20 protein-coding genes are annotated in these 25,466 nt (G+C 74.1%); 11 read left to right on the top strand and 9 right to left on the bottom strand.

The features are described 5' to 3' along the window. Positions 1–137: 137 nt before the first annotated feature. On the top strand, positions 138–4,538 hold the full coding sequence (locus LWC35_RS12600; RefSeq protein WP_232870269.1) for a Pls/PosA family non-ribosomal peptide synthetase: 4,401 nt from the start codon (positions 138–140) through the stop codon (positions 4,536–4,538). Positions 4,539–4,683: 145 nt separating this feature from the next. Here LWC35_RS12600 and LWC35_RS12595 read toward each other — a convergent pair whose 3' ends face one another. Continuing rightward, positions 4,684–5,046, bottom strand: coding sequence for an ArsR/SmtB family transcription factor (locus LWC35_RS12595; protein WP_232870268.1), 363 nt, complete (start codon positions 5,044–5,046; stop codon positions 4,684–4,686). 38 nt (positions 5,047–5,084) lie between these two features. On the opposite strand from LWC35_RS12595, the gene LWC35_RS12590 reads away from it, so the two are divergent. From LWC35_RS12590 to LWC35_RS12580, 3 genes are all read left to right on the top strand, one after another. Next, positions 5,085–6,149, top strand: coding sequence for a cation diffusion facilitator family transporter (locus tag LWC35_RS12590; RefSeq protein ID WP_232870267.1), 1,065 nt, complete (start codon positions 5,085–5,087; stop codon positions 6,147–6,149). 95 nt (positions 6,150–6,244) lie between these two features. Beyond that, positions 6,245–6,589: an ArsR/SmtB family transcription factor gene (locus LWC35_RS12585; protein ID WP_232870266.1), complete on the top strand. Its 345-nt coding sequence runs from the start codon at positions 6,245–6,247 to the stop codon at positions 6,587–6,589. A gap of 25 nt (positions 6,590–6,614) precedes the next feature. Then, positions 6,615–7,097 (top strand): SRPBCC family protein, encoded by a 483-nt coding sequence (locus tag LWC35_RS12580; RefSeq protein WP_232870265.1) that lies wholly within the window; start codon positions 6,615–6,617, stop codon positions 7,095–7,097. 307 nt (positions 7,098–7,404) lie between these two features. On the opposite strand, the gene LWC35_RS12575 is transcribed toward LWC35_RS12580, so the two are convergent. The 3 genes from LWC35_RS12575 to LWC35_RS12565 form a co-directional block, all read right to left on the bottom strand. Then, entirely contained in the window at positions 7,405–7,674 is a 270-nt protein-coding gene (locus tag LWC35_RS12575; protein ID WP_232870264.1) for a hypothetical protein, read from the bottom strand. Between the two features lie 164 nt (positions 7,675–7,838). Continuing rightward, on the bottom strand, positions 7,839–8,483 hold the full coding sequence (locus LWC35_RS39170; RefSeq protein ID WP_308194533.1) for a polyphosphate kinase 2 family protein: 645 nt from the start codon (positions 8,481–8,483) through the stop codon (positions 7,839–7,841). Between the two features lie 58 nt (positions 8,484–8,541). Beyond that, complete coding sequence (locus tag LWC35_RS12565) at positions 8,542–9,453, bottom strand: MerR family transcriptional regulator (protein WP_232870263.1); 912 nt, start codon at positions 9,451–9,453, stop codon at positions 8,542–8,544. A gap of 429 nt (positions 9,454–9,882) precedes the next feature. Between LWC35_RS12565 and ppdK the strand changes: the two genes are divergently transcribed. Continuing rightward, the gene (gene ppdK / locus LWC35_RS12560) at positions 9,883–12,603 is read left to right on the top strand and encodes a pyruvate, phosphate dikinase (protein ID WP_232870262.1); all 2,721 of its coding nucleotides are present in this window, start codon (positions 9,883–9,885) and stop codon (positions 12,601–12,603) included. A gap of 9 nt (positions 12,604–12,612) precedes the next feature. On the opposite strand, the gene LWC35_RS12555 is transcribed toward ppdK, so the two are convergent. From LWC35_RS12555 to LWC35_RS12545, 3 genes are read right to left on the bottom strand one after another with little or no spacing between them, the layout of a single operon-like run. Then, positions 12,613–13,416 (bottom strand): alpha/beta fold hydrolase, encoded by an 804-nt coding sequence (locus LWC35_RS12555; RefSeq protein ID WP_232870261.1) that lies wholly within the window; start codon positions 13,414–13,416, stop codon positions 12,613–12,615. Between the two features lie 31 nt (positions 13,417–13,447). After that, on the bottom strand, positions 13,448–15,577 hold the full coding sequence (gene glgX / locus LWC35_RS12550) for a glycogen debranching protein GlgX (RefSeq protein WP_232870260.1): 2,130 nt from the start codon (positions 15,575–15,577) through the stop codon (positions 13,448–13,450). After that, positions 15,574–18,267, bottom strand: coding sequence for an MGH1-like glycoside hydrolase domain-containing protein (locus LWC35_RS12545; RefSeq protein WP_232870259.1), 2,694 nt, complete (start codon positions 18,265–18,267; stop codon positions 15,574–15,576). Before LWC35_RS12545 ends, glgX begins: the two co-directional genes overlap by 4 nt. Positions 18,268–18,414: 147 nt before the next feature. On the opposite strand from LWC35_RS12545, the gene LWC35_RS12540 reads away from it, so the two are divergent. From LWC35_RS12540 to LWC35_RS12525, 4 genes are all read left to right on the top strand, one after another. Beyond that, entirely contained in the window at positions 18,415–18,849 is a 435-nt protein-coding gene (locus tag LWC35_RS12540; protein ID WP_232870258.1) for a DUF7144 family membrane protein, read from the top strand. A gap of 76 nt (positions 18,850–18,925) precedes the next feature. Continuing rightward, the gene (locus LWC35_RS12535) at positions 18,926–19,357 is read left to right on the top strand and encodes an SHOCT domain-containing protein (protein WP_232870257.1); all 432 of its coding nucleotides are present in this window, start codon (positions 18,926–18,928) and stop codon (positions 19,355–19,357) included. A 21-nt stretch (positions 19,358–19,378) separates the two neighbouring features. Further along, entirely contained in the window at positions 19,379–20,974 is a 1,596-nt protein-coding gene (locus LWC35_RS12530) for an MFS transporter (RefSeq protein WP_232870256.1), read from the top strand. 120 nt (positions 20,975–21,094) lie between these two features. After that, positions 21,095–21,475, top strand: a complete 381-nt coding sequence (locus tag LWC35_RS12525) for a hypothetical protein (protein ID WP_232870255.1) — start codon at positions 21,095–21,097, stop codon at positions 21,473–21,475. Here LWC35_RS12525 and LWC35_RS12520 read toward each other — a convergent pair. Both LWC35_RS12520 and LWC35_RS12515 read right to left on the bottom strand, forming a co-directional pair. Then, positions 21,436–23,178, bottom strand: a complete 1,743-nt coding sequence (locus tag LWC35_RS12520; protein WP_232870254.1) for a chloride channel protein — start codon at positions 23,176–23,178, stop codon at positions 21,436–21,438. The genes LWC35_RS12525 and LWC35_RS12520 overlap by 40 nt on opposite strands. Beyond that, positions 23,175–23,639: a MarR family winged helix-turn-helix transcriptional regulator gene (locus tag LWC35_RS12515; protein ID WP_232870253.1), complete on the bottom strand. Its 465-nt coding sequence runs from the start codon at positions 23,637–23,639 to the stop codon at positions 23,175–23,177. Before LWC35_RS12515 ends, LWC35_RS12520 begins: the two co-directional genes overlap by 4 nt. Positions 23,640–23,687: 48 nt before the next feature. Here LWC35_RS12515 and LWC35_RS12510 point away from each other — a divergent pair, with 48 nt between their 5' ends. Both LWC35_RS12510 and LWC35_RS12505 read left to right on the top strand, forming a co-directional pair. After that, complete coding sequence (locus LWC35_RS12510; protein ID WP_232870252.1) at positions 23,688–24,050, top strand: DUF1330 domain-containing protein; 363 nt, start codon at positions 23,688–23,690, stop codon at positions 24,048–24,050. Between the two features lie 87 nt (positions 24,051–24,137). Next, positions 24,138–25,436, top strand: coding sequence for an Nramp family divalent metal transporter (locus LWC35_RS12505; protein WP_232870251.1), 1,299 nt, complete (start codon positions 24,138–24,140; stop codon positions 25,434–25,436). Positions 25,437–25,466: the final 30 nt, after the last annotated feature.

Below are 25,466 nucleotides of genomic sequence, written 5' to 3'. Positions count from 1 at the left end.
AAATCTCCTGTCCGACGTCGACGTCGGGTATTTGGTCCCCTGTCCGGATCGCTCCGTCCGGGACACCCTCGACAGCCGAGACGAGCCGTCGGACGAGTGCTTGTCGCGCAACGCGACAGCGCCGGGGTGGGGGCCTCATGTCGATCGTCACGCCGCGGGACCCCGGTCCCGGGCACCCGGACGCCGCCGTCCGCCCGCGACCGGACCTCCCGCTGTCCGAGCTGGTGGTCGTCGACCGCCACGAGGCGCAGGGCTGGCGGGTCCGCCGTCACGAGCGGCTCGACGCCGTCTTCGAGGAGCGGTGCGACTGGATCCGGGAGTACGGGCGCGCCGGACAGCTCGCCGTCGACGCCCCCGGAGGCTCGCTGACCTACGACGAGCTCGAGGCACGGGCCAACCGGCTCGCCCGCTACCTGCGCGTGCGCGGGATCGGTGGCGGCGAGCGGGTCGCGCTGCTCTTCGACGACCGCGTCGACGCCTACGTCGCCCAGCTCGCCGTGTTGGCGATCGGCGGGACGTGCGTGCCGCTCGATCCCGACGCCCCGGGGGACCGGCTGGCCTTCGTCCTCGCCGACTCCGCCGCGCGGCTCGTGCTCGGCCGCGCCCACCTGCGGGGCCTGATCCCGGCCACCGCCACCCTGCTCGCCGGCGCCGCCGAGGTCGTCGCGATCGACGACGCGGCGAAGCTGATCGCGGAGATGAGCCCCGGGCGGCTGCAGCCGGCCGAGCGCGGCGACCGCACCGAGCGGCCCGCCTACCTGGTGTACGTCCGCGGGCCCGGCGGCTGGCCGGCGGCGGTGCCGATCGACCACCGCGGCCTGTGCAACGCGGTGCGGATCGCCTCCGAGACGTTCGGGCTCCGCGGACACCGCGTCCACCAGGGGCGCCCGCACTTCACCGGCGGGGGCATCGAGGAGACGTGGATGGCGTGGGTCGCCGGTGCGACGCTGGTGCCCGCCGACCCGTCGTTGCGCGGCGAGGCGCTGCACGCCGCGCTCGCCGACCGCCGCGTGACCGCATGGTGCACCACCCCGGCCCTGCTCTCGACGGTCGAGCCGGACCTGCCCGCCCTGCGCCTGCTGGTCGTCTCCGGGGAGCCGTGCCCGCCGCCGCTGGTCGCGCGATGGCACCGGCCGGGGCGGTCTCTGCGCACCGCCTACGTGCCGGACGGTGCGATGCTGGCGGCGGCCTGGGCCGAGCCCGACCCGGACGCGCCGGCGGCGATCGGCGTGCCGCTGCCGACCTACGCCGCCGTGGTGCTCGATCCCGACTTCCCCCTGGCCCTGGGGCAGGGCCGCACCGGGGAGGTGGGGCTCGCCGGGCTGGGCCTCGCGTGCGGGTACCGCGACCGCGGGGGTGCGGCGGTCGTCGAGGACTTCCTCGACATCCCCGGCAACCCGTCGGGCCGGATCCACCGGACCGGCGATCTCGGCCGGGTCGACGAGGCCGGGCGGATCGAGTACCGCGGCCGGCTCGCGCGCCAGGTGGACCTCCGCGGCGAGCGGGTCGACCTCACCGCGGTCGAGGCCACGATGCTGGCCGTGCCGGGGGTGGCCGCCGCGGTGGCGACGGTCCGGGACCTGGGCCCCGGCGAGGTCGCGCTGGTCGGCTACTACACCTGCCGGACGGGCGCGAAGGTCGACGACCGGGCCGTCCGGTCCCGGCTGCGCGAGCGGGCGCCCGGCAGCCACGTCCCGGCGGTCCTCGTGCGGCTCGACGACGTCCCGGTCGGTCCCGACGGGCACGTCGACCGGGCGGCCCTGCCGGCTCCGGGCGCCGGGGAGCCCACGCCACGGCGCTCCGGGCAGGCCCGGACGCCGCAGCCGCCCGGCGTGCCCGAGCGGTGCGTGGGGGAGGCGCCGGGCGTGCCGCGGCCGACCCCGTACCCGCGCACGGCGCCGGACCCTGGCCTGGCTGCGGCGCTGGCGGACGTCCTGGCCGAGGTGCTGGCGGTGGAGCACGTCCCGACCGACCGCAACGTGTTCGACGACCTGGGCGCCGACTCGATGGTGATGACCCGGTTCTGCGCGCGGCTGCGCAAACGGTCGGACCTGCCGTCGATCGCGATCAAGGACGTGTACGCGCACCCGACGCTCGCCGGGCTCGCCGCGGCGGTCGGGCCCGTGGCTCCCGAGACGCACACCCCGGCATCCGGCGCGCCGGCGGGCGACGCCGACGTCTACGCCACCCCGACGATCGCCGGCATGGCCGCCGCGGCCGCCGGCCCGGCGGACGACACGGCGGCCGCACCGCCGCCGTCGGCCTCCGCGGCGGTCACCCCGGTGCGGCACAGCACCGGGGGCTACCTGCTCACCGGCGTCCTGCAGCTGTTGATCTTCCTGCTCTACGTCACGGGCACGGGCGTCGTCCTGGACCGTGCGTACCTCTGGATCTCGACGAGCGTCGGGCTGGTCGAGATCTACCTCCGCGCGCTCACGGCGGGTGCCGTGGCGTTCCTCGCCCTCGCCCTGATGCCGATCGTGGCGAAGTGGGTGCTGATCGGGCGCTGGAAGGAGACGGAGTTCCCGGTCTGGAGCCTGCGCTACGTGCGGTTCTGGCTGGTCAAGACCCTCGTGCGGGGCAACCCGCTGGTGCTGCTCATGGTGGGGTCGCCGCTGTACACCCTGTACCTGCGCCTGCTCGGGGCGAAGGTGGGGCGCGACGTCGTGATCCTCACCCGCTTCGTGCCGATCTGCACGGACCTGATCTCCGTCGGCGCAGGGACCGTCGTGCGCAAGGACGCCTACCTGCTGGGCTACCGCGCGCACGCCGGCAAGATCCAACAGGGGCCGGTCACGCTCGGCCGCGACGTCGTGGTCGGGGAGAAGTGCGTGCTCGACGTCGGCACCGCGATGGGCGACCGGGCCCAGCTCGGCCACGCCTCCTCCCTGCACCGGGGCCAGCGCGTGCCCGCCGGGGAGCGGTGGCACGGGTCGCCGCCGGTCCCGACGCGGACCGACTTCCGGGCGGTGCCGGGCGTCCGGGTGCGGCGGCTGCGCAGGGTCACCTACGTGACGAGCCAGCTGGTCAAGCTGTTCGCGATCTACCTGCCGCTCGGGTTCGGCGGGTTGTTCCTGCTGCTGACGGAGGTGCCGCGGATGCGGGCGCTGCTCGCCCCCGGCGCCGGCGGGTACACCACGTCCGAGTTCTACCTCGACGCGGTGCTCGGGTCGGTCGGGATCGTCTTCGGCGGCCTGCTCCTGGGGCTGGCCGTGGTGTTCACCGTGCCACGGCTGCTCGCGGTGTTCGTGCGGCCGGACCGGGTGTACCCGGTGCACGGGATCCGGTACTCGCTGCATCGCACCGTGACCCGGCTGACCAACGTCAAGCTGTTCGTCACGCTCTTCGGCGACAGCTCGTACATCGTCGGCTATCTCTTCCTGCTCGGCTACGACCTCGGGAAGGTCGAGCAGACCGGCTCGAACTTCGGGTCCCTGGTGGCCCACGAGACGCCCTTCCTCGCCTCGGTGGGGACCGGCACCGTGATCGCGGACGGGCTGTCGGTGAACAACGCCGACTTCTCCAACACGTCCTTCCGCACCTCGCGGGTCGTGATCGGCGCCCGGAACTTCCTCGGCAACCACGTCGCCTACCCCGTCGGCGGCCGGACGGGCGACGACTGCCTGCTCGCCACCAAGGTCGGGGTCCCGATCGACGGGCCGGTGCGCGAGGGGGTCGGCCTGCTCGGCTCGCCCGCCTTCGAGATCCCCCGGACGGTCCGGCGCGACCGGGGCTTCGAGATCGGCCCCGAGGAACGACGTCGGCTGCTGCGCCGCAAGAACGCGCACAACGCCCTCACGATCGCCCTCGCCCTGCTGGTCCGGTGGGGGCACGTGTTCGGGCTCCTGCTGCTCGCGATGGTGGCGGTGGACCACTACGCCGACCTGGGCGCGGTCGCCTTCGCGGCCGAGGTGGCTGCGAGCGTGCTGTTCTCGCTGCTCTGGTTCATCTTCTGGGAGCGGGCGGTGGTGGGCTTCCGTCGCATCCGGCCGAAGTCCTGCTCGATCTACGACGTGCGCTTCTGGCGGCACGAGCGGTACTGGAAGCTCACCATGCCGCCCCTGGAGCGGCTGCTGGCCGGCACCCCGTACCACAACCTCGTCGCCCGGATGCTCGGCCTGCGGATCGGCCGGCGCGTGTTCGACGACGGCGCGTCGATCACCGAGCGCACCATGACCGCGGTCGGCGACGACTGCTCGCTCAACATCGGCAGCATCATCCAGTGCCACTCGCAGGAGGACGGCGCCTTCAAGTCGGACCGCTCCACGCTCGGCGCCGGCGTGACCCTCGGTGTCGGGACCCTCGTCCACTACGGGGTCTCGATCGGCGACGCCGTGGAGGTCGAGCCCGACTCGTTCGTCATGAAGGGCGAGGAGGTCCCGGCTGGCGCCCGGTGGGGCGGCAACCCCGCGCAGGAGGTGGCGGAGCCCGCGTCGTCGCCGGCCGGTGGGACGCCCGGCCGCGTCACGGTGGGGGTGGGGGCCACCGATGAGTCCCGGAGCACGCCGGCTGCGCGCAGGTCGGCTCTTCCTCGGTGATCTCGACGGGTTCGTGGCCGCCGCGGCCCGACGCGGGGTCCACCCGGGGACGCGGGAGACCTACGGAAGGGCGTGCGGAAGGCGCTCCACCGCGACCCGGACGGCAACGAAGTCGGCGTGGGCGGCGGGCCGCCATGGCCTGGCGTCACTCCGAGTCGTGGTGCGGGATGCGGTGGCCGACGTGCTCGGCGAACGCGTAGGTCTCCTCGACCAGCCTCCGCACGTGGTCGCTGGTGAGGCGGTAGACCATCCGCCGCCCTTCGCGGCGCGCGCCGACCAGGCCGGCGAGGCGCAGCCGGGCGAGGTGCTGCGACACCGACGACCGCGAGGCCGCCACCCGCGCCGTGAGGGTGTTCACGTCCTGCGGGCCCTCGGCGAGCAGGCCGAGCAGGTGGAAGCGGGTCGCGTCGGCCAGCTGCCGCAGCACGTCCGCGGCGAGGGCCACCACGTCGGCATCGAGCGGCTCCCGCACCGGAGTGGCAGCTGCGATGTCCTTGTGTGCGCGCATGGTTGCATAATGCCGCTGAGCTGGGCATCCTGCCAACCATGGCAGGGGAGCGGGTCGACGGACGGCACAGCCACGAACACGGCCACGGGCACGGGCACGGGCACGGGCACGGGTCCGGCGGGCTGCCCGGGTTCCTCGGCTCGCTCGTCCGGCCGCACAGCCACGACGCCGCGGACTCCGTCGACCAGGCCCTCGAGGCGAGCGCCGAGGGTATCCGCGCCCTGAAGGTCAGCCTGGTGGCGCTGCTGGGGACGGCCCTGGCGCAGGCGGCCGTGGTGGTGCTGACCGGCTCGGTGGCCCTGCTGGCCGACACCATCCACAACTTCTCCGACGCGCTCACGGCCGTGCCGCTGTGGATCGCCTTCGTGCTGGCGCGCCGCCGCCCGACCCGGCGCTACACCTACGGCTACGGCCGCGCCGAGGACCTCGCCGGGGTGTTCATCGTGGCGATGATCGCGCTGTCGGCCGTGGTCGCGGGCTACGAGTCCGTCCGCCGCCTGCTCGACCCGCAGCCGATCGCCGATCTCGGGGTGCTCGTCGCCGCCGGCCTGGTCGGTTTCGTGGGCAACGAGCTCGTCGCCGTGTACCGGATCCGGGTGGGCCGGCGCATCGGGTCGGCGGCGCTGGTGGCCGACGGGCTGCACGCGCGCACGGACGGTTTCACCTCGCTCGCCGTGGTCCTGGGGGCGCTCGGCGTGCTGGCCGGGTTCCCGCTGGCCGACCCCGTCGTCGGCCTCCTGATCACGGTCGCGATCCTCGTCGTCCTGCGGGGCGCGACGCGCGACATCTACCGGCGACTGATGGACGCGGTCGACCCGGAGCTGGTCGACCGGGCGGACGAGGCCCTGCGCGCGGTGCCCGGGGTGCGCGGGATCGAGCAGCTGCGCCTGCGCTGGGTCGGACACCGCGTGCGCGCCGAGGCCGGGCTCGAGGTCGACAGCGACCTGTCGGTGGTGGAGGCGCACGCGATCGCGGCCGAGGCGAAGCACCGGCTGCTGCACGAGGTGCCCAAGCTCGTCGACGCCACCCTGCACGTGAGTCCGCACGGGCCGGAGGGCCACGCCCACCACGCGTCGCTGGCCCATCACGGCCTCGCGACCTGACGACCGGCGAGCCGGGCGAGGAACGCCTCGCGGACGCGCCGGATCGAGAACGGCAGGTCTTGACAGCAAGGTTTGTGCGTCTAGCCTTACCGTTCGTGGCGGCTTACGGAGATGCGGGACTGGGGCTCCTGGGTGACCCCAGCCGGCGGGCCATCTTCGAGCTGCTCGCGCGGCGGCCCAGCTCCGTCCAGGAGCTCGCCGACGCGTTGCCGATCAGCAGGCCCGCGGTGTCGCAGCATCTGCGCACGCTGCGCGAGGGCGGACTGGTGGTCAGCCGGGCGGAGGGGACCCGGCGGATCTACCGGATCGACCCGGAGGGCGTCGGCGCGTTGCGGACGTGGCTCGAGGGCGTCTGGAGCGACGCGCTGACCGATTTCCAGAAGGCCGCCGAGGCGAGCACGCCCGGCCTCGACCCCCAGGACGACGCAGATCCCACCTGACGCAGATCCCACCCGAGGAGAACTCATGAGCGGCACGACCCCGATCCCGCCCATCACGGGCACGGTCAGCCTCGCGGTCCCCGTCGAGCGGGCGTTCGAGGTGTTCACCGGCTCCGTCGACGCCTGGTGGCCGCACCAGTACCACATCGGGCAGGCCGAGGTCGCCGAGGTCGTGCTCGAGCCGCGGGTGGGCGGGCGCTGGTTCGAGCGCGGCGTCGACGGCAGCGAGTGCGACTGGGGCCGGGTGCTGGTCTGGGAGCCACCGCACCGGCTGGTGTTCACCTGGCAGATCAACGGCTCCTGGCGGTTCGACCCGGACCCGGGGAGGGCCAGCGAGATCGAGGCGCGGTTCACCGCGACCGGTCCGCGGGAGAGCCTCGTCGAGGTCGAGCACCGCCACTTCGAACGGCTCGACGGCGGACGGGCGATCAACGACGCGATCAACGGCGGCGGCGGCTGGGCGCTGCTGCTCGACGGGTTCGCCAAGACCGTCGCCGAGCAGGGCTGAGCCCGCGACCGACGCGTGGACCGGTGAACACCGGGGACACGATGGCCATGGCCCGCGAGGAGCGCGGCGAGCTGGTCGACCTGCTCGTCACGCTCACCTCGGAGCAGTGGGAGGCCGACGCCCTGCAGCGAGTGGTGCGTGCGCGAGGTGGTGGCGCACATCGTCAGCCACGAGGAGCTCGGGCGCCTCCAGCTGGTGGGCCGGTTCCTGCGCCGCGGGCCGGGGCGGGCGGGACGCCGGGCGTCTGGCGGATCCCCCGGTCCCCCGGTGCCACCGCCGCCGGGCTCGGCCCGGTCCCAGCCTGTCCCTACGCAGCGACCCGCTCGGAGACCCGTGCGGCCAGGTCGTCGGCGTGCACGCGGACGGGGTGGCGGGTGTGCCGGTAGCCGCACCACACGCAGCCGGGCCGCCGGCCCGCGCCACTGCGGCGGCGTTCGCCCCGCACCGCACGGGCGATCTCGGCGCCGACCCACGCGACCGCGACCGACGCGGTGAGGCCGCCGACGACAAGGGCACCGACCAGGCGGGCCCAGGCCCTCACGAGCCGCAGGCCCACGCCGGATCCCCGGACGGTCACGTCGGCCTCCACACCTGGGTCGGGCTCGGGCCGGTGGTCGGACGAGCTGCCGGCCGGAGAGTAGGCGCCGGGCCCGCGGGGGAGGTGGCTGCGAGCCGACCTCGCGGTGAACAGCCGGCCAGGGCTTCGCTCAGCCGTGGCGCGGCTGCTCCGTCCGGGGTTGACTACGGCTCCGTCGTCATCCGGACGGCGGTCGTCGACAGGAGGGGAAAGGTGGCGCTCGTGCCGAGGAGGTGGATCTCGCCGGCCCGGCGGCAGGCGGCCCTGGCGGCGGTGACCGACGTGATCCGCGACCTGATCCCGTTCGTCCAGACGGCGGTCAAGGCCGCCGACGAGCTGTGCGACCGGGCCGCCCGTACCCTGCGCCGACGGGCGGGCGGCCGTCGAGAGCTCCCGACTCGACGCGGTGGGTGGCCGGCCAGCGGCGGGAAGACCGCCCGGCCCTCGCCCGCCTCGAAGACCGACGCGGCGGGCCCGACGATCAACGGGTCGGGCGGGGCGGCCACCGTCAGGTCCTTGCCGGGATAGTCGAACAGCGCCAGCACGTGCCGAATGGCCTCCGGGCGGGCCCGCTTCTTGTCGTTGCTCTTGATCACCGTCCACGGGGCGTCCGCGGTGTCGGTGGGGAAGAACATCGCCTCCTTGGCCTCGGTGTAGTCGTCCCAGCGGTCGAGGGACGCGAGGTCCGTGGGCGAGAGCTTCCACTGGCGCACCGGGTCGACTCGGCGGATGAGGAAGCGGGTGCGCTGCTCGTTCTGCGACACCGAGAACCACAGCTTGACCAGGTGGATCCCGGAGCGAAGTACCACTTCTTCTTCGCGTGTCCGGCCTTCGCGGTGGCCTGAGCCCGGTCCGGGACCGAGCCGGTCACCCCGGCTCGTCGACCGAGCGTCGGACCAGGAACTCCTCGAGGATGCCTGCCGCTTCCCGGTGGCTCTCGCCGAGGTAGCAGCCGGGCACCCGGCGACGTGCCGGGCGGGTCAGGAAGGCGTTCCCGGCGTAGAAGACCGGCGTGCCCAGCGCCGCCACGGCGGCGAGGGCGTCGACCGCCGGGCGCCGGGCCGAGGCCAGGTGGGAGACCACCACGACCGCGGCCGGCTCCAGCGTGTGCACCGCGCTCGTCAGGGCCGGGACGGGGGTACGGGCACCGAGGACCCTGCAGGCCCGTCCGTTCGAGGCGAGGAGCATGCCGAACGCCTCGAGCCCCAGCGAGTGCAGGTCGCGCGGCCCGCAGGCGAGCAGGACCCCTCCACCGGGGCGCGGCTCGGGGGCGAACGCGACGAGCCGGGCGAGCCAGGTCCGCGCGGCCTCGGTGGCCAGGTGCTCGTGGCCGACGTCGCAGGTCCCGATCTCCCACCAGTGCCCGATCCGGCGCATGGCGGGCACGAGCACGAGGTCGACGGTGGCGCCCAGGCCCAGCTGCCGGGCGGCGTCGTCGAGGCAGGAGCGGATCCCGCCCTGGTCCATGGCGTGCGCCGCGTCCAGGAACCGGTTCACCAGCTCGCGGCCGGGCTCGGCGGACTCGACCAGGAGGCGGGCGGTGGTCGCCGCGTCGCCGGCGCGCCGGCCGCGGGCGATCTCGTCGCGGATGATCCGCAGCTCGTCGATCGCCCGCGCGGGGTAGCGGCGGTGCCCGCCCCGGGTGCGGACGATGCCGGGCACCGCGTAGCGGTACTCCCAGGTGCGCAGTGTGGAGATCGGCACCGCCAACAGCGCGCTCACCTGCTGGATCGTCAGCTGGCGATCCGGACGGTCGTGGGTGGCGGCGGCGACGGGCACGGGATCAGCGTGCGCCTCCCGGGCCGCGGCGCCGCCCGGCGTCGAGGTTTCGGATGCGTAGGTTCGGCCGTTGCCCGGCGGGGACCCCGCGCCGCACCCTGGAGAAGGGCCGGCCCGGTGCGCCACCGGTTGCCACCCCCGCGGAGGCGGACCGGGCCCGCGCCCACACGGCCGGGACCGACCCGGAGTGGCGCGCGACCCACCCCGGCCGCACGATCCGGTCCGCTCCCACCGCGGCGCCCGCACGGGACGTCGCCGCGCGTGGCCCGCCTCCTTCCGCACAGGAGCGAGGCGGGCCGCCTGCGCTGCGCGACCGGGGGTGTTCCCGCGTTCGGGTCTGGCCCCCACCCCCCGCGGCGCGGCAGCATCGGAGACCCCGGTTCGACCGCGGGGTGTGGACCTCCTGCCCGACGACGTGTGAGGTGGCCGATGGAGAAGTACGTCTACGAGTTCACCGAGGGCGGCAAGGACGAGAAGGACCTGCTGGGCGGCAAGGGCGCCAACCTCGCGGAGATGACCCGGCTGGGGTTGCCGGTCCCGCCGGGGTTCACGGTCACCACCCAGGCGTGCCGGCGCTACCTGGCCGACGGCGTGGTGCCGGCCGAGCTGCGGGTCCAGGTGACCCGCGCGCTGCGGGCGCTCGAGGACCGGATCGGCCGCCAGCTCGGCGACCCCGAGGACCCGCTGCTCGTCTCGGTGCGGTCGGGGGCCAAGTTCTCGATGCCCGGGATGATGGAGACGGTCCTCAACATCGGGCTCAACGACGCGTCGGTCCGTGGGCTGGCCGCCGTGGCCGGGGACGAGCGCTTCGCCTGGGACTCCTACCGGCGGCTGATCGCCATGTTCGGCAAGACGGTGCTCGGCATCGACGGCGAGCAGTTCGCCGACGCGTTGGACGGGATGAAGCGCGAGCGCGGCGTCACGCAGGACGTCGACCTCTCGGCGGGCGACCTCGAGGAGCTGGTCGAGGCCTACAAGAAGGTGGTGCAGCAGGAGACCGGCCGGCCGTTCCCGCAGCACCCCCGCGAGCAGCTCGACCTCGCGATCAAGGCCGTGTTCGACTCGTGGAACACCGAGCGGGCCCGCCTCTACCGGCGCCGGGAGCGGATCCCGCACGACCTCGGCACCGCGGTGAACATCTGCACCATGGTGTTCGGCAACCTCGGCGCGGACTCCGGCACCGGCGTGTGCTTCACCCGCGACCCCGCGACCGGCAAGCAGGGCGTCTACGGCGACTACCTGCCGAACGCGCAGGGCGAGGACGTCGTCGCCGGCATCCGCAACACCCTCACCCTGGCCGACCTCGCCGAGCGCGACCGGGCGTCGGCGAACCAGCTCTACGCGGTGATGCGCCGGCTGGAGACGCACTACCGCGATCTCTGCGACATCGAGTTCACGATCGAGCGCGGGAAGCTGTGGATGCTGCAGACCCGCGTCGGCAAGCGCACCGCCGCCGCGGCGTTCCGGATCGCCGCCCAGCTCGTCGACGAGCAGCTGATCACGCTCGACGAGGCGCTGCACCGGGTCACGGGCGAGCAGCTCGCGCGGTTGATGTTCCCGCAGTTCGACCCGGCCGCCGACCGCACGCGGCTGGCGACGGGCCTGGCGGCCTCGCCGGGGGCCGCGGTCGGGGCGGCGGTGTTCGACTCGGCCGCCGCCGTCGAGCGGCACGCGGCGGGCGAGCCCGTGATCCTGGTCCGCCGCGAGACCAACCCCGACGACCTCGCGGGCATGATCGCCGCGGCCGGCGTGCTGACCAGCCGCGGCGGTAAGACCTCCCACGCCGCCGTCGTCGCCCGGGGGATGGGCCGCACGTGCGTGTGCGGGGCCGAGGCGATCGACGTCGACGCGGCGGCCCGGACCGCCCGGGTCGGCGACATCGTGGTGCGCGAGGGCGACGTCGTGGCGATCGACGGCTCGACCGGCGAGGTCTTCCTCGGCGACGTCCCGGTGATCCCCTCGCCCGTCGCCCGGTACCTCGAGGAGGGGCTCGACGCCGTCCTGGACGGGGCGGACGAGGACACCGAGGAGCTGGTGCTCGCGGTGCACCGCATCCTGTCCCACGCCGACGCCACCCGCTCGCTGCGGGTGCGGGCGAACGCCGACACCGGTGCGGACGCGGCCCGGGCCCGCCGGCTCGGGGCGCAGGGGATCGGCCTGTGCCGCACCGAGCACATGTTCCTGGGCGAGCGACGCGCCCTGATCGAGCGGCTCGTCCTGGCGGACACGCCCGAGAGCCGCGCCGGTGCGCTCGACGCGCTGCGGCCGTTGCAGCGTGCCGACTTCGTCGAGCTGTTCGAGGCGATGGACGGCCTGCCGGTCACGGTGCGGCTGCTCGACCCGCCGCTGCACGAGTTCCTGCCCGACCGCACCGAGCTCGCGGTGCGCGTGGCCGTGGCCCGCGAACGCGGCGAGGACCCCGCCGCCGACGAGGCCCTGCTCGCCGCGGTGGAGCGGCTGCACGAGTCGAACCCGATGCTGGGACTGCGGGGCGTGCGGCTGGGCCTGGTGGTGCCCGGGCTGTTCGCGATGCAGGTGCGGGCCGTCGCCGAGGCCGCCGCCGAGCGGATCACGGCGGGCGGCAGGCCGGACGTGGAGATCATGGTGCCGCTCGTCGGCTCGGTGATGGAGCTGCACCTGATCCGCGACGAGACCGACGGCATCCTCGCCGAGGTCGCCGAGCGGGTGGGCGTCACGCTCGACATCCCGGTCGGGACGATGATCGAGCTGCCGCGGGCCGCGCTGACGGCCGGGCGGATCGCCGAGGCCGCGGACTTCTTCTCGTTCGGCACCAACGACCTGACCCAGACGGCGTGGGGGTTCTCCCGCGACGACGTCGAGGCCGCGTTCTTCGCGCTCTACCTGGACAAGGGCGTGTTCACCGTGTCGCCCTTCGAGACTCTCGACGAGATCGGCGTCGGCCGGCTGGTCCGCCTGGCCGTGGAGGAGGGCAGGCGGGCCCGGCCCGGGCTGAAGATGGGGGTGTGCGGGGAGCACGGCGGCGACCCCGACTCGGTGCACTTCTTCCACCACATCGGGCTGGACTACGTCTCGTGCAGCCCGTTCCGGGTCCCGGTCGCCCGGCTCGAGGCCGGCCGGGCCGCGGTCACGCTCGACGACACCGCCGCCGGGCTCGCCGGGCCGCGCTGAGGGGGGCGGTCAGCGCGGCGCGACCCGGGCGAGCAGGGCCTCGGCGACGACCGCGGGTGCTTCGTCGAGCGCGCCGTGGCCCTGCCCCGCCAGGCCGACGACCGTCGCGCGCGGGAGCGCGGCGGCGATCGCCGTCGTGGCCCGCCGCAGGGGGCCGGGGCTGCGGTCGCCCAGCAGGAGGAGCACGGGCACGTCGACACCGGCCAGGGCGTCGATCCGCGGGAGTCGGTCGACCTCCCGCATCTCGCGGGTCCAGGTGTGCACCAGGGCGACCCGTTCGGGCCAGGTGGGCAGGACGCGCATGCCGGCCACGGCGTCGGCCGGGACGCCGACGACCTCGGTGAGGGCTCGCGCGACCGCGCCGGCGCGGTCGCCGTCGGTGATCATCACGTCGAGGGCGTCGATCGTCGCCGGCGGCGTCAGCGGGCCGTCGACCGGCCACGGCGGCTCGTAGAGGAACAGCTCGGCGGCCGGCAGGCCGCCGGCCGCCGCGGCACCGAGGACCACGGAGGCGCCGCTGGAGTTCGCGCCCACGCTCAACGGGCCCAGGCTCGCCAGGCGCCCGGCCGCGGCCCGGACGTCCTCGAACTCCCGGGCGAACGCGTAGGGCAGGGTGTCGCCGGAGTCGCCCTTGCCGCGCCGGTCCATCAGCCAGCAGGCGTACTGGCCGTCGAGCAGGGCCGCGGTGCGGGCCCAGCGCCCCCGGCCCGCGGGGCCGCCCGGGACCAGCAGCAGCCGGCGGGGTCCGTCGGTCACCTGCTCGAGGGCGATCTCGGTGCCGTCGGCCGAACGGACGCGTTCGAGGACCGTCATGCGGCCATGGTCGCAGCGGATCTCCGCGGGGTTACTCAGGTCGATCCGGCGGCGGACCGTCCGAGGAGGCCCGCAGCACGACGACCGAGCGCGGCCGCACCCGCACGACGTCGCCCGCCCCCGGCTTGCCGTGCGCCGCGAGCTCGCCGGGGGCGAACGTGTCGATCTCGGGCGCCCAGACCTGGCCTTCGCGGAGGGCCGGCACGGTGAACCGCACGGGCTCCCACCACGCGTTGACCAGGACGAGGAAGTCGTCGTCGAGCAGCTCGCGGCCCTCGGCGTCCCGGTCGGGGGCGTCCCCGCCGTCGAGGTAGGTCGCGACGCTGCGGGCGGCCGGGTCGGCCCACTCGGCACCCGTGACGATCGTGCCGGCCGGGGTGTACCAGCGCAGGTTCCGCCAGTCGACACCGGAGAGGAAGCGCCGGCGCCGGAACACCGGATGCTGCCGCCGCAGGGCGATCAGCGTGCGGGTGAAGGCGAGCAGCTCCTCGTCGACGTGCGCCCAGTCGAACCAGGTCAGCTCGTCGTCCTGGCAGTAGGCGTTGTTGTTGCCCCGCTGGGTGCGGCCGAGCTCGTCCCCGCCCAGCAGCATCGGGACGCCGAACGAGAGCAGCAGCGTGGTGAGCAGGGCCCGCTGCTGCCGGCCCCGCAGAGCCCGTACCTCGGGATCGTCGGTCGGCCCTTCGACGCCGCAGTTCCACGACCGGTTGTCGTCCGTCCCGTCCCGGTTGTCGTCGCCGTTGGCCTCGTTGTGCTTGCGGTCGTAGGCGACCAGGTCGGCGAGGGTGAACCCGTCGTGCGCGGTGACGAAGTTGACCGAGGCGGTCGGCCGCCGGCCGCGGCCGCCGTAGAGGTCGGCGGAGCCTGCGAAGCGGGTCGCGAACTCGCCGAGCAGGCCGTCGTGGCTGCGCCAGAAGTCGCGGACCGTGTCGCGGTAGCGGCCGTTCCACTCCCGCCACAGCGGCGGGAAGCGGCCGAGGTCGTAGCTGTCCGCCCGCCCGACGTCCCACGGCTCGGCGATCAGCTTCGCCCGCGACACCACCGGGTCCTGCGAGACGAGGTCGAAGAACGCGGCGAGGCGGTCGAACCCGCCGTCGTCGCGGGCGAGGGTGGGGGCCAGGTCGAAGCGGAAGCCGTCGACACCCATCACGGTCAGCCAGTACCGCAGCGAGTCCATGACCAGCTGCAGCGTGAACGGGTCCGCCGTGTTCAGGGAGTTGCCGCAGCCGGTGGTGTCGAGGTAGCGGCTCGGGTCGGCGGGGTCGAGCCGGTAGTAGCCGGCGTTGTCGAGGCCGCGGTGGCACAGCGTGGGCCCGTGCGGGTCGCCCTCGCCGGTGTGGTTGAAGACGACGTCGAGCACGACCTCCAGGCCCGCCCGGTGCAGGGCGTCGACCATCGCCCGGAACTCCGCGACCTCCCCGCCCGGCCGTCCGCGCCGCACCTCAGCGGAGTAGCCGGGGTGCGGGGCGAGGTAGCCGATCGTGTTGTAGCCCCAGTAGTTCGTGAGGCCCCGCTCGGGGAGGAACGCCTCGGACACGTGGTGGTGCACCGGGAGCAGCTCGACGGTGGTCACGCCCAGCCCGACGAGGTGGGCCACGGCGGCGTCGTGCCCCAGCCCGGCGTAGGTGCCGCGCAGTTCGGGCGGCACGCCGGGGTGCGCCGCGGTGAACCCCTTGACGTGGATCTCGTAGACCACGGTGTCGGCGTAGGAGTGGCGCGGCGCCGGTTCGGACAGCGTCGGCGGCGGGCCGACGACCAGGCTGCGCGGCACGTGCGCCGCCGAGTCCAGCGTGCTCGGCCTCCCGGGGTCGTCCGGGTCGTGCCCGAGCACCTCCGGGCCGAACCGGACCCCACCTGCCACCGCCCGCGCGTACGGGTCGAGCAGGAGCTTGGCCGGGATGTAGAGCAGGCCGCGGGCGGGCTCGTAGGGCCCGTGGGCGCGGTAGCCGTAGGCCCGCCCGGGCCCGGCGCCCGGCACGAAACCGTGCCAGATCCCGGCGTCGTACTCCGGCAGCTCGAGCCGGACCTCGTCCGGCCCGTCGAAGAGGCAGAGCTCGACCGCGTCCGCCCGCGAGGCCACGGCGAAGTTCGTGCCGCCCGCGCGCACGGTCGCCCCCAGCGGGGCGACGGCGCCGGGCAGCACCCGCACCGGCGCGCTCACCGCTCGGGCTCCTGCTCACGCAGCCTGCGCAGCACGTCCCCGACGGGGTCGACCGCGCCGTGCCGGCGGCGGATCACGTCCGCGACCAGACCGGTCCAGCCGGTCTGGTGCGACGCTCCCAGCCCCGCGCCGTCGTCGCCGTGGAAGTACTCGTTGAAGAGCAGGTTGTCCTTCCACCGGGGATCGCGCTGCAGCCGCTCGACCCCGCCGAAACAGGGCCTGCGGCCGTGGTCGCCGACCAGGAACAACGACACCAGCCGCTCCCACAGGTCCGCCACGACCTCGTCGAGCCGCAGCCGCTTCCCGGACCCGGTCGGGTACTCGACGGTGTGGTCGTCGCCGAAGAAGCGGTGGTAGCGCTCGAGCGAGTTCACCACGAGGTGGTTGACCGGGAACCAGACGGGCCCGCGCCAGTTGGAGTTGCCGCCGAACATCGCGACTGTCGACTCGGCCGGCTCGTAGTCGATCTCGGCGTGCAGGCCGGGCGCGTCGAGCACGTACGGATGGTCGCGGTGGTAGGCCGAGACCGACCGCAGCCCGTGGGGCGAGAGGAACTCGGCCGGGTCGAACAGCTGGGCGAGGAGCCGGTCGAGCTTCTCGACGCCGACCACGCCGAGCAGCAGCTGGCGGTCCCCGGGGCCGCCGCGCAGCAGCCCGCGTGCGGCGAGCCCGTCCTCGTCCTCGAGGCCGTTCCGCCCGAACAGGGCGGCGACGTTCTTGCCCCCGGCCGCCGCCCGCCGCAGGGTCGTCTCGTCGGCGACCCCGGCGGCGAGCATCGGGATCACGCCGACCATCGAGCGCACCGCCACGGGCACGGCGGTGCCGTCGGGGGCCACGAGCCGATCGGCGAAGAGCCCGGTCTCCGGGTCCCAGAGCCCCTCCGACTCGACCGCGGTGCGAATGGCGGCGATGTGCTCGAGGAACTTGCGCACCAGATCGTTCGCGGGCCGGCCGGCGTTGCGCAGCACGGCGGCGATGGCGCCCATGGCCAGCGCGTACGAGGCCATCCAGCCGGTCGCGTCGGACTGCTCGAGCAGGTAGCCCGGCGGCAGGTGCGAGCGGTCGATCGGGCCGATGTTGTCCAGGCCGAGGAAGCCGCCCTCGAAGACGTTCGAGCCGTCCGAGTCCTCCAGGTTGACCCACCAGGTGAAGTTGAGCAGGAGCTTGTCGAAGACCCGGGAGAGGAACTCGACGTCGCGGGCGCCGTCGAGGGCGAACACCTCGAGCGCGGCCCAGGCCTGCACCGGCGGGTTGACGTCGCCGAAGTCCCACTCGTAGGCGGGCAGGGCACCGTTCGGGTGCTGGAACCACTCGCGGCACACCAGCAGCAGCTGGTACTTGGCGAAGGCCGGGTCGACGTGCGCGAGCGCGACGCAGTGGAAGGCGAGGTCCCAGGAGGCGAACCACGGGTACTCCCACTTGTCCGGCATCGACATCACGTCGAAGGAGTTGAAGGTCCGCCACCGGGCGTTGCGTCCGTGCTCCCGTGACGCGGGCGGCCGCGGCTGGCCCGGGTCGCCGTCGAGCCAGCGGGCGACGTCGTAGTAGTAGAACTGCTTGCTCCACAGCAGCCCGGCGAAGGCCTGGCGCATCACGTTCGCCTCGTCCGCGGAGGCCGCCGAGGGCGTGAGCTCCTCGTAGAACTCGTCCGCCTCCGCGCGCCGTCGGTCGCGGACCCGGGCGAAGTCCTCGCCCAGGTCGCCCGGCCGGTCCGCGGGTCGCAGGCGCAGCCGCAGCTCCACGGTCGCGCCGGGGTCGACCGTCACCCGGTACCGGACGGCGCACTTGGTCCCGGTGCCGTCCGGGTTCACGGTGTCCGTGCCGTCGACGACGTGGTCGTTGATCCCGTCCTTCGGGTACCGCGGTCCCGGTCGGCCGTAGAGGCGCTGCAGGTTGGTCTCGTTGTCGCAGAACAACAACTCCGGCGCGGCGCCGTCGGGACCCGAGGCCGCGACGAGCTCCAGGTCGCCGAGGAAGGGGTGCGGCACCGCGACCGCCGCCGGGCCGGTCGCGCGCAGGACCGGCGCCGTGGCGTCCGGGTCCCACGACCAGGTGTTGCGGAACCAGAGCGTCGGCAGGACGTGGAGCTCGGCCTGCTCGGGACCGGCGTTCGTGACCTCGACGGTGACCAGCAGGTCGTCCGGGTCCGCCTTGGCGTAGTGCACCTCGACCACCCAGTACCGGTCGTCGTCGAAGGCACCGGTGTCGAGCAGCTCGTACTCCGGGTCGCTGCGGCCGCGGGAGCCGTTGGTCGCCACCAGGTCCTCGTACGGGAAGGCCCGCTGCGGGTAGTGGTACCGCCAGCGGTTCCAGGCGTGCGACGGGACGGCGTCGAGGTACCACCAGTACTCCTTGGCGTCCTCGCCGTGGTTCCCCTGCGGCCCGGTGAGCCCGAAGATCCGCTCCTTGAGGATCGGGTCCTGCCCGTTCCACAGCGCCAGGCCGAGGCAGAGCCGCTGCTCGACGTCGGAGAAGCCGGCCAGACCGTCCTCGCCCCACCGGTAGGCCTGGGACCGGGCGCGGTCGTGCGGCAGGTAGGTCCACGCCTCGCCGTCGGGGCTGTAGTCCTCGCGGACCGTGCCCCACTGCCGCTCGCTGAGGTACGGGCCCCAGCGGTACCAGGGATCTCCCGTCCGCAGTCCGTCGTCGAGGCTGTCGAACCCCTGCACCCGCTCGCTCTCCGCGCCCACCGCGCGCCTCCTCCGTCGCCGTCGTCCACCCGGAGCGGAGTCTGCGGGGGCTCGGGCGGCGCGGATTCACCCGTCGCGGATGGGGCCGGAGGCAGGACGAAAGGTCAACCTGCTGTCGGAGATCGGGTCCGCCGAAGGGAGTCCACGATGAGTACGGACGCCACACGCCCGGCCGAGTCCGGTGGAGCGGCGACGCCCGGCGGCAGGGCGGAGTTCACCACGACCTTCGCCCTGTACGCCGCCATCCTGATGCTGCTGGGCGGGGCCGTCGGCATCCTCACCGGCATCGTGTCGATCGCCCAGAGCGAGGTCGTGGTGCGGACGCCGCAGTACACCTACGCGCTCGACGTCGGCACGTGGGGCTGGATCCATCTGGTGCTGGCCGTGCTGCTCGGCGTGGCGGGCTTCGGGGTGCTGCGGGGCGCGAGCTGGGCGCGTGCCCTGGGCATCACGGCCGCCGCGCTGAACATCGTGGCGCACTTCGCGTTCCTGCCGCACTTCCCGATCTGGGGCCTGATGCTCATCGCGCTCAACCTGATCGTGATCTGGGCGCTCGTCCCGTACCGGGCCGAGAAGGCCTGACGGCCCGGACCGGCTCCGGCCCCGCACACGGCACGCCCGACGGGCGGACCGGCACACCCGAGAGAAGGGGTTGGACATGTTGCTCGCACAAAGTGGCTACCCGCTGCTGGACCTGTTCTGGACGATGCTGGTGTTCTTCGGCTTCGTCGTGTGGTTCTGGCTGCTGTTCGTGATCTTCGGTGACATCTTCCGGCGCGACGACATCGGAGGTTGGGGTAAGGCCGGCTGGACGGTGGTGATCATCATCCTGCCGATCGTGGGCTCGCTGGTGTACCTGATCGCCGAGGGCCGGAAGATGGGCGAGCGGAGGCAGGCGGACGCCGCGGCGGCCCGCAAGGCCTACGAGCACGACGTGCGCCGGATCGCCGCCGTGAACGGCGACACCGGCGGACCCACGGCCCAGATCTCCGAGGCGAAGCGCCTGCTCGACCAGGGCGCGATCACCCCGGAGGAGTACGAGTCCCTGAAGGCCAAGGCGCTCGGCCGCGCGGTCGGCGAGCCGGCCTGACCGGCGCCGGAGCGGGGACGGGTGAGTACCGACGGGGCCGCCGCGCCCGTGCCGAACGGGAGCCAGAGCCGGGTTCTCGGGCTCCTCCTCGCGATGGCGATGTTCGTGCTGGTGGTCGACACCTCGCTGATGAACGTGTCGATCTCCGCGGTGGTGCACGACCTGGGCACGACCGTCAGCGGGGTGCAGTCCGCCATCGCGCTCGAGGCGCTCGTCTCCGCCGCGTTCATCCTGATCGGCGGCAAGGTCGGCGACCTCGTCGGGCGCAAGCGCGCCTACGTGCTCGGCCTGCTCGGCTACGCCGTGGGCGCGGCCGCCATGGCGCTGGCGCAGGGCCTCACGGCGGTCATCGTGTTCTGGGCGGTGATCGGCGGGATCGGCGCGTCGCTGCTGCTGCCCGCCATGCAGTCGCTGATCCACGGCAACTTCGACGGGGCGGCGCGCAAGAAGGTCTACGCCCTGGTGGGTGCCGCGGCGGCGATCGCCGCCGCCGTGGGCCCGCTGCTCGGCGGTTTCATCACGACCTTCCTGTCCTGGCGGGTCGGGTTCGTGCTCGAGGTCGTCGTGATCGCGGTGGTGCTGGGCGGGGCGAAGCTCGTGCGCGACGTCCCCTACACCGGTCCCCGGGGCGTCGACGTCGTCGGTGCGGTGCTCTCGGTCGTCGGAATGGGTGCGCTCGTCCTCGGCATCCTGGTGTGGCAGGAGGGCGGCGAGCGGGTCGGCCTGGTCCTGGCGATCGGCGTCGCCGGCCTGGTGGGCCTGGTGTTCTGGCTGCGCCGGCGGGCGCGCCGCGCGGAGCCGGCCCTCCTGGACCCGGCGCTGTTCACCTCGGCGCACTTCCGGGTCGGCGTGTCCCAGCAGCTGCTGCAGCAGGTCGCGCTGGGCGGCGTCATGATCGTGCTCCCGATCTTCCTGCAGATGGTGCTCGAGTACAATGCGATGCAGGCCGGCCTGACGATCGCGCCGTTGTCGCTCAGCATGTTCGGGCTGGCCCTGCTGGCGGGGAGGCGGAGCGGGCACCGGCGGCCGAGCACGGTCGTCGGCGTGGGGTTCGCGCTCGTGGTGATCGGGATCGTGATCCTGCTGCCGCTGGTCCCGCGCGCCGGGACGGGGTGGGTGCTCATCGGTCCGCTCGCGATCGCCGGCGCGGGGCTCGGCCTGCTGGTCTCGCAGCTGAACAACTACACGCTCTCCCCGGTCCCGGAGGAACGGGTCAGCGAGGCGGCCGGGGTCAACTCGGCGGCCGGGTCGTTCGGCCTCTCCTTCGGCCTCGCCTTCGCCGGCGCGATCATGCTCGCCGCCCTCGCCGCCACGTTCACGGCGGAGACGGACGCGAGCACGGTGCTGCCACCGGCCGAGAAGCAGCAGGTCGCCCAGGTGCTGGAGGAGGACGCCGAGCTGATGAGCAACACCAAGCTCGCAGGGCTGCTCGTCGGCCAGCCCGAGGAGATCCGGTCGGAGATCATCCGGATCAACACCGAGGCCCGCCCGTTCGCCCTGCAGGTCGGCCTGCTCGTGCCGCTGCTCGCCGCCGCGGTCGGCCTCGCCAACTCCCTGCGGATGCGGCGGCTCCCGGACCCGGAGCCCTCCGGCGCCGCGGAGACGACGCTGGGGTGAGGGTCGCGGTGTCCGGCAACGCGTCCGAGCCGGCCCGCGGCGTGCCGACGGGACCTTGCGGTGCCGTGAAGAGTCTTCCGGCCCCTCGTCCCGGTCACGGATCCGTCGCACCATGTTCGGATGCCGTCCATCGGGCTCGGAGCAGGCGGGGCGACCGACCAGCACGAGGGTTTCGTCGCCGGTCGCTACCGCAACGGTGCGTTGTCCGACAACTGGACCGACGTGACCCGCTGCGCCCCCGGCACGTTCACCGCGTTCGTCCCGGCGTGCGGGTGCGGCTGGCGGGGGACACCGCAACGGCCCGACCGGAGGGGGCTCGAGCGGTGCCGGGACTCGTGGTCGACCGACCACGTCGCGTGCCTCGCCGCGCCCGCGCCCGCGCCCGGTGGTGCCCGGCGGGGCACGGTCCGGTCCGGGGCGGGCCGGGCCGGGCCGCGGGTGCCGCGGCGGCGCCCGGTGCGCTACGGCACCGCGGGCGTCGAGGACCCGGCCCGGCCGTAGGCGGCGAGCACGTCGCGGTGGTCGAGCCAGCCGAGGAGCGGCCCGTCGGGCCCGGCGCGGACCGGGAGCCCGGTGTCCTCGTGGTCGACCAGGATGCGCAGGGCCGCGTGCAGCGACGTCCCCGGGGCGAGCTCCGGCAACGGCGCCGCGACGTCCCCCGCCGACCTGCCGTCGCGTCCGGACAGGTCGAGGCCGGCGGCGGTGACCGCGCCGCGGTAACGGCCGTCGTCGTCGCGGACCGGCAGTGCGCCGTACCGGGCCGTGCCGAGCCGGGCGGCCAGGTCGTCGAGCAAGGTGCCCGCGGGAACCGGGTCGGGCGGGGTCCGCATGGCCTGGGCGACGGTGAGCCGCCGGACGAGCGCCTCGGCGCGGCTGTCGGCGTCGACGTCGATCCCGCGGCGCAGCAGCTTCAGTGTGTAGATGTTGTCGCGGGAGATCAGGTGTGACACCCCGGTGGCCAGGGCGACGGCCGCCATCAGGGGCAGGATGACCGAGTACTGTCCGGTCAGCTCGAACACGATGAGCACTGCGGCGATCGGGGCGTGGGAGGCGGCGGCGAACACCGCTGCCATGCCGACCAGACCGAACGCGCCGGGCGAGAGGTCCAGGCCCGGGAACAGCGCCTGCGCCGCGAACCCGAAGGCGGTGCCCGCCATGCCGCCGACGAACAACGACGGCGCGAACACCCCGCCCGAGCCACCGATGCCGATCGTCAGGCTGGTGGCCAGCATCTTCCCGAGCATCAGGACGATCAGGAACCTGACGGCGTACTTCCCGGCGATGCCGGCCTCGAGGACCGGATAACCGACCCCGTACATCTGCGGCAGGGCCAGCAGCACACCGCCGAGGAGCAGTCCGCCGACGGCGGGGCGCAGCCACTCGGGCCCCCGCCACACGTGGTCGCACAGGTCCTCGATCAGGTACAGGATCCGGGCGAACCCCCAGCCGACCACCCCCGCGAGCAGGCCGAGCACGGCGTAGAGCGGGAACTCGGTCGCCGAGCCCAACGAGTAGGCGGGCAGCTCGATGATGTGGTCGTTCCCGACGACCGCGCGGGCGACCACGTTGGCGGTCACCGAGGAGATCACCACGACGCCGAACGCCTCGGCGGTGAAGGCGCGCAGGATGATCTCGAGCGCGAAGAACACCCCGGCGATCGGGGCGTCGAAGGTCGCGGAGATCCCCCCGGCGGCGCCGCAGGCGACCATCAGTCGCAGACGGTGGTCCGGCACGCGCAGCCACTGCCCGATGGACGAGCCGAGCGCGGACCCGATCTGGACGATCGGCCCCTCGCGACCGACGGACCCGCCGGTGCCGATGCACAGGGCCGAGGCGAGCGACTTGACGGCGGCGACGCGGGCCGGAATGCGTCCGCCGTTGCGGGCCACGGCGACCATCACCTCGGGGACGCCGTGCCCGCGGGCCTCGGGGGCGAACCGGTTGACCAGCGGGCCGTAGACCAGCCCGCCGACCACCGGCGCGAGCAGGAGGAACCACGGGCCGAGGGCCGGCAGGTGCAGGCTCGCGACGCGACCGGCGGCGCTGTAGTCGTCCCGCCCGGTGACCAGGTTCGTGATCCCGATGATCAGGAAGCGGAACACCACGGCGCCGAGCCCGGCCCCGGCGCCGACGACCAGGGCCAGGCCGACCAAGCCGGACGGCGTCCCGACCAGCCATCCGTGCGCCCGGCGCAGGGCGCTCACGGGAGCATCGCCCACTCGGGTTCGGGCACCTCGCCGGCCGCGGCGGCGAAGGTGCGCAGGGCCTCGACGACCGCGGTGCGGGACTCGGCGGGCAGGCCGCCCAGCAAGGTGGCCAGCTCGGCCCGGCGGCGCCGGGTGACCTCCTCGACCAGTGCCCGCCCGCGCTCGCTCAACGCCACCCGGACCTCCCGGCGGTCCTCGCCGGTCCGGTCGCGCTCGATCAGCCCCTTGGCCACCAGTCGGTCGCACATCCGCGTCGCCGACGACGGCGAGACGTCGAGCGCCCCGGCCAGGTCGGCCGGACGGCGCGCACCGTGCTGGGCGAGCACGATGAGCGCCCGGTACTGCGGCAGCGTCACGTCCTCCTCGACCGCGGCGAGCGAGCGGGCCGCCACGGCCACCAGCGCCCGGCTCGCCGACATCACGGCGTCCACCACCTCGTCCGGTGTGGGTTCTTGCACCAGGACATCATTGCACAGAGCAATTATTAGCCATGGCAGACTGCGGGGATGGCGATCGATCCCACCGGTGCGGACATGAAGGCCTTCCTCGCCGCGGCTCCGGACGAGCCGGTCACGATGCTCAACCTGCTGCGGTTCGTCGAGGGCGGGCGCGCCCGCTACGACGAGTACATCGCGCACTTCCGTCGCACGTCGGAACCCTTCGGTGCCCGGGTCGTCTACTACGGGTACGGCGGCGCCCCCGTCGTGGCCGAGCAGGGCCAGGACTGGGACGCCGTGCTGCTCGTGCACTACCCGAGCCGGCGGGCGTTCTCGGACATGGTCCGCGATCCCGAGTACCAGAAGGGCACCCACCTGCGCTCGGAGGCGCTGGTCGAGGCGGTACTGCAACCGACCACGCCGGCGGGGTGACGGAGCGGCCCGGGGCGTCCGCGTCGCTGTCGTCTCAGAATGAAGCGATGGCTATCGCTTCGTGTTAGCCGCCTCTACCCTCGCGGCATGAACCCTCCTGCCGGCCCCTCCGCGTCGTCGGCCCTGTCGTCGACCGAGGGGCCGGAGCGCGGTGACGGTCAGCGCCTCCTGGGCACGGGGCTGCGGGCCCGGCTGGCGATCGCGGGCCCGGCGTTCGTGGCGGCGATCGCCTACATCGACCCCGGCAACTTCGCGACGAACTTCGCGGCGGGCTCGCGGTACGGCTACCTGCTGCTCTGGGTGATCGTCGGGGCGAACCTGCTGGCCATGCTGGTGCAGACGCTGTCGGCGAAGCTCGGCCTGGCCACCGGGCGCAATCTCGCCGAGCTGTGCCGCGAACGGTTCCCGCGCCCGGTGAGCCGGGGCATGTGGGTCCAGGCGGAGGCGGTCGCCGTCGCCACCGACCTGGCGGAGGTGCTCGGCGGGGCGATCGCGCTGCAGCTGCTGTTCGGGATCCCGCTGTTCGTCGGCGGCCTCGTCACCGGCGTGGTGGCGTTCGGGCTGCTCGCCCTGCAGACCCGTGGGCACCGGCCGTTCGAGCGCGCGATCGTCGTGCTGTTCCTGGTGGTGCTCGTGGGGCTCTTCGCCACGGTGTTCCGGGTCGACGTCGACGGCGCCGGCGCGGTCGGCGGGCTGGTGCCGCAGTTCGCAGGCACCGACAGCCTGCTGCTCGCGACCGGGATCCTCGGCGCGACCGTGATGCCCCACGTGATCTACCTGCACTCGGCCCTGACGCAGCGCCGGCTGCGGGCGGAGGGGCCGGAGCAGCAGCGGTTCATCCTGCGCACCACCCGGGTCGACGTCCTGGTGGGGATGGGCACCGCCGGGTTGATCAACGCGTCGATGCTGCTCATCGCCGCCGCGGTCTTCGCCGGCTCGGCGCTCTCCGGGACCGACAGCCTCGACGGCGTCTACACGGGGCTCGAGGTCGCGGTCGACAAGTGGGCCGCGCTCGCCTTCGCGATCGCGCTGCTGGCCTCCGGCTTCGCCTCCTCGGGCGTCGGGACATACGCCGGACAGGTGGTCATGCAGGGCTTCCTCCGCCGGCGCATCCCGCTGCTCCTGCGGCGCGCGCTGACCCTGGCCCCCGCCCTCGTGGTCCTCGCCGTGGGTGTGGACCCCACCCAGGCCCTGGTGTGGTCCCAGGTCGTGCTGTCCTTCGGGATCCCGTTCGCACTCGTGCCGCTCGTGCTGTTCACCCGCCGGCGCGACGTCATGGGGTCCCTGGTCAACCATCGGCTGACCACCGCCGCGGCGGTCGTCGTCGCGGCCCTGATCATCGCGCTGAACCTCTTCCTGCTGGCCGACTTCGCCACCGCGGGCTGACCCGGCCGGCCCCGGCGAGGACCACGAGGG

It is taken from the genome of Pseudonocardia kujensis (assembly GCF_021283305.1).
Classification (GTDB): Bacteria; Actinomycetota; Actinomycetes; order Mycobacteriales; family Pseudonocardiaceae; genus Pseudonocardia; species Pseudonocardia kujensis.
The sequence above is the reverse complement of the archived record's forward strand: the minus strand, read 5'-3'. Positions and strand labels throughout refer to the sequence as shown.

Excerpts from the sequence above, each read along its gene's own strand:
- LWC35_RS12525 (WP_232870255.1), top strand. The coding sequence starts at position 21,095 with ATGCCGTCCATCGGGCTCGGAGCAGGCGGGGCGACCGACCAGCACGAG.
- LWC35_RS12580 (WP_232870265.1), top strand. The coding sequence starts at position 6,615 with ATGAGCGGCACGACCCCGATCCCGCCCATCACGGGCACGGTCAGCCTC.
- ppdK (WP_232870262.1), top strand. The coding sequence starts at position 9,883 with ATGGAGAAGTACGTCTACGAGTTCACCGAGGGCGGCAAGGACGAGAAG.
- LWC35_RS12535 (WP_232870257.1), top strand. The coding sequence starts at position 18,926 with ATGTTGCTCGCACAAAGTGGCTACCCGCTGCTGGACCTGTTCTGGACG.
- LWC35_RS12595 (WP_232870268.1), bottom strand. The coding sequence starts at position 5,046 with ATGCGCGCACACAAGGACATCGCAGCTGCCACTCCGGTGCGGGAGCCG.
- LWC35_RS12510 (WP_232870252.1), top strand. The coding sequence starts at position 23,688 with ATGGCGATCGATCCCACCGGTGCGGACATGAAGGCCTTCCTCGCCGCG.
- LWC35_RS12505 (WP_232870251.1), top strand. The coding sequence starts at position 24,138 with ATGAACCCTCCTGCCGGCCCCTCCGCGTCGTCGGCCCTGTCGTCGACC.
- LWC35_RS12540 (WP_232870258.1), top strand. The coding sequence starts at position 18,415 with ATGAGTACGGACGCCACACGCCCGGCCGAGTCCGGTGGAGCGGCGACG.
- LWC35_RS12600 (WP_232870269.1), top strand. The coding sequence starts at position 138 with ATGTCGATCGTCACGCCGCGGGACCCCGGTCCCGGGCACCCGGACGCC.
- LWC35_RS12555 (WP_232870261.1), bottom strand. The coding sequence starts at position 13,416 with ATGACGGTCCTCGAACGCGTCCGTTCGGCCGACGGCACCGAGATCGCC.
- LWC35_RS12590 (WP_232870267.1), top strand. The coding sequence starts at position 5,085 with ATGGCAGGGGAGCGGGTCGACGGACGGCACAGCCACGAACACGGCCAC.